The sequence below is a fragment of the Pseudomaricurvus hydrocarbonicus genome, from assembly GCF_011602365.1.
Classification (GTDB): Bacteria; Pseudomonadota; Gammaproteobacteria; order Pseudomonadales; family Cellvibrionaceae; genus Pseudomaricurvus; species Pseudomaricurvus hydrocarbonicus.
In genome coordinates this window covers 1-3,936 of record NZ_JAAONZ010000041.1, presented here as the reverse complement: position 1 = coordinate 3,936, position 3,936 = coordinate 1, and the positions used below count along the sequence as shown (strand labels likewise).

Here is a 3,936-nt window from a genome sequence, read left to right as displayed (position 1 = left end):
GAAGGCATGAACAACAAGATTAAAGTGATTAAAAGGATGGCGTATGGATACCGGGATAACGATTACTTCTTCCTGAAGATCAAAGCAGCGTTTCCCGGTAAAGTGCGATGAACCTTTTTTATGCCTGCCCTTTCAGCTTTTTCTCGCTCCTGGCGACCGGCCACTCGAATCTGTGGCCCTCATCTCGTATCCACCGCCAAAAAACGCTAATCTAGGGAGGTGACACCTAACTCACATCTCTCTCACGGATGGCCACGATGAAAATAGTGCATTTTTTACTCTGCGTTAGCCTGCTCGGCACGTCGTTGTTCGCAGCCGCGGAAATTTATAAAAGCGTGGATGAACACGGCAATGTGATCTACACCGACAACCCCAAGGGCAACAACAAGGTGAATACGGTCGAGCTGCCACCGGTGAACACCCAACCCGCAACTCCGGTCTACCAGCGCCCCACGCAACAACCCTCTCAGAGTACGGAATACCAGGTAACCATTCACGCGCCGCAGGATGGTGCTCAAATCCCCACGGGCCAGCGAGACATTCCCGTCAGCCTGAATGTGTCACCCCAGCTCAAGCAAGGCGCCTATATTCAGATTCTGCTGAACGGCCAGGTCTTCGGCTCCGACTTTCATGCCACCCAGTTCACCCTGCAGGGCGTGTACCGGGGTGAGCACCACTTGCAAGCCGTGGTCATCAGCGCGTCTGGAGAAGAATTGGCCCGCTCGGACAGCGTCACCATTTACGTGCACCGTGCCAGCGTTGCCCGCCCCCAGCCCAGGTCCTGACAACCCACCCCAGCAGACCCGCCCTGACCTCAGACCACCGGTCCTGCGTGGCGTACCAATCTTGCCCAAAAATACGGTCGCCGCTGGACAAGGCACCAAAATGGTGCAAAATAAAGAGGGGATATCTGCCAAAAACGGCCAAAAGCCGCGGATTTCACCGAAACAGGGCGAGTGCGCCGTATTGGTTCGTTTCTTGCTATGTTTCTTGGCATGTAGTCGATAACCCACCATGAAAATCACCGTTGCACCGAAAGACGCCACGGATTTTGAATGAGAGCAGGCCGACGTTGCGCCTGATAACCGGACCCCTATGCCATCTGAGAATCCGTACAAAAGTATCCTCGATCACCTCAATATCGCCGTGATCGTCGTCGATTCGAATCTCCGGTTGAAACACATCAATACCGCTGCGGAGGTGCTACTGGCGGTCAGCCAGGCCAAAGTGCTGGAGACCCCATTGCTGCACTATTTTCGTGAGAGCGATGCTTCCACGGACTCCTTCCGCCTGGCCCTCAAAAACGGCGATCAATTCACCAAGCGCCGTGCGCTCTGGCAACTGCACAATGGCCAGCAGCTCACCGTGGATTACACCGTCACGCCGCTGCCCGACCAGGACGGTGTCCTGATCGAAATTGTGGCACTGGATCGCTTGCTGCGCATCAGCCGGGAAGAGGCCTTGATTGCCTCTCAGGAAACCACCCGCAACCTTGTGCGCAGCATGGCACACGAGATTAAAAACCCGCTAGGGGGGATCCGCGGTGCCGCTCAGCTGTTGGAACGGGAACTGCCCGATGAAAGCCTGACCGAGTTTACACAGATCATCATTGAAGAAGTGGATCGCCTGCGCAACCTGGTCGACCGGATGCTGGGCCCTCGCCAGCAGCCCAAGTTTGCGCCGACCAATGCCCATGAAGTGCTGGAGCGCATTGCCTCAGTGGTCAAAGTCGAATGCGGCAGTGAAATTCGCATTCGCCGTGATTACGACCCCAGCATCCCAGAGTTCCCGGCTGACAAGGAAATGTTGATCCAGGCGTTGCTCAACATTGTCCGCAACGCCATGCAGGCGTTGCAGGAAGCCGATCTCAACACGCAGGGCGTCATTACCCTGCGCACCCGCATTCAACGTCAGTACACCATTGGGCAACAGCATCACAACCTGGTGTGCCGCATTGAAATTGAAGACAACGGACCGGGCATCCCTGCGGATATCCTCACCGACATCTTCTACCCCATGATCACCGGACGCGCCGAGGGAACAGGCTTGGGGTTGGCCATTTCCCAACATTTAATCCAGCAGCACCACGGGCTGGTTGAATGCGAAAGCTTACCGGGACAAACCATTTTCTCCATTTACATACCATTGGAACAAAGCCATGCAGCCTAGCCGTACACTTTCGAACAACGTTTGGATCATTGATGACGACCGCTCCATCCGCTGGGTGCTCGAACGCGCCCTGCAACAGGAAGGTATTCCCTGCACGGCCTTTGAAAGTGGCGATCGCGCCCTCAGCGCCATGAAAACCAGCCGTCCGGATGCGGTCATCACTGATGTGCGCATGCCCGGCACCGATGGTTTGTCGCTGCTGAAGATCTTGTCGGAAGACCACCCGCAGATGCCCGTCATCATCATGACCGCGCACTCGGATCTGGACAGTGCCGTGTCAGCCTATCAGGGCGGAGCCTTTGAATACCTGCCCAAACCCTTTGACGTCGATGAAGCCGTGGCCGTGATCAAACGGGCTCTGGCGCACGCTCACGAACAGCTGCAGGATCACGTCACCGAAGAACCTGAAATGGGCACCGAGATTATTGGCGAAGCCCCGGCCATGCAGGAAGTGTTTCGAGCCATTGGTCGCCTGTCGCAATCCAACATCACCGTGCTCATCAACGGCGAGTCGGGCACCGGCAAAGAGCTGGTGGCGCGTGCGCTTCACCGCCACAGTCCGCGCCGCAACAATACCTTCATTGCCCTCAACATGGCGGCCATACCCCGCGATCTGATTGAATCCGAATTGTTTGGTCACGAAAAAGGCGCCTTTACCGGCGCCGGCGGCCAGCGTCAGGGGCGCTTTGAACAGGCCAACGGCGGCACGCTGTTTCTCGACGAAATCGGCGATATGCCGGCCGAAACCCAGACCCGGTTACTGCGCGTACTGGCCGACGGTGAATTCTATCGCGTCGGCGGTCACACCCCCGTGAAAGTGGATGTGCGCATCATTGCCGCCACCCACCAGAACCTCGAGGTGCTGGTCGAAGAAAATCGCTTCCGGGAGGATTTGTTTCACCGCCTCAACGTCATCCGCATTCACATTCCCAAACTGGGGGACCGCCGTGAAGACGTCGCCAAGCTGGCTCAGCACTTCTTCCACAAGGCCGCCAAGGAACTCGAGGTAGAAACCAAAGTACTGCTGCCTGAAACGGAAAATTACCTGTGCAATCTGGACTGGCCCGGCAACGTGCGTCAGCTGGAAAACACCTGCCGCTGGATTACCGTCATGGCGTCCGGCCGCGAAGTGCACCTGGAAGACCTGCCGCCCGAGCTGATGGAAAGCAAAAGCGATGAAAGCCCGTCCGGCGACTGGGAGAAAGCCCTGCGTCACTGGGCCGATCAGGCTCTGGCCCGTGGACAAAATGATATTCTGTCGGAGGCCGTACCCACGTTTGAGCAGGCGCTGATCGAAACCGCGCTCAAGCATACCGCCGGCCGCAAGCGCGATGCCGCCAACCTGCTGGGCTGGGGTCGCAACACTCTGACGCGCAAACTGAAAGAACTGGGCATGTCCGAAGGCCCAGACATGGAAGATTAAAGCGCGCCCCTCGGCGCGGCGAACTCAGTCTGCAGCCGTAACCCGCGGCATCTGAGATCAACGCCGACAACAAAACCACGAGCACTGTCGGTGTCCGTGGTTTTTTGTTGTCGGCGATTCGCTGTTTTGCCCTCTGCAGAACGCTGTCGGAGCACGCCTTCACGGACACGGCCCGCGTTAATTGAACACCACCAAGCGATCAATCCCCTCACGGTTTATGACCCTAGCCCGGATGTTTCACCAATACCCAGCTTCGTCGCAATCAAGGCCGCGCCAGCGGCCAGTTTGAGCTTCAAGCCCTGATTCAGTTTACTATTTGAACGATTTCCTTTTTCAGGGCACAA

At 57.0% G+C, this 3,936-nt stretch carries 4 protein-coding genes; all 4 read left to right on the top strand.

Going from position 1 to position 3,936, the window contains the following annotated elements; all coding sequences use genetic code 11:
• The coding region (locus G8770_RS23710) for a transposase (protein WP_167191834.1) at positions 1-111 on the top strand (111 nt) is incomplete at its 5' end.
• 146 nt (positions 112-257) lie between these two features.
• Positions 258-785 (top strand): DUF4124 domain-containing protein, encoded by a 528-nt coding sequence (locus G8770_RS23705; protein WP_167192531.1) that lies wholly within the window; start codon positions 258-260, stop codon positions 783-785.
• Positions 786-1,095: 310 nt separating this feature from the next.
• Positions 1,096-2,169: a nitrogen regulation protein NR(II) gene (gene glnL, locus G8770_RS23700; protein WP_167192530.1), complete on the top strand. Its 1,074-nt coding sequence runs from the start codon at positions 1,096-1,098 to the stop codon at positions 2,167-2,169.
• A complete protein-coding gene (gene glnG, locus G8770_RS23695; RefSeq protein ID WP_167192529.1) occupies positions 2,159-3,592 on the top strand; it encodes a nitrogen regulation protein NR(I) in 1,434 nt (477 codons plus the stop codon). The genes glnL and glnG overlap by 11 nt, the downstream gene beginning before the upstream one ends.
• Positions 3,593-3,936 lie beyond the last annotated feature (344 nt).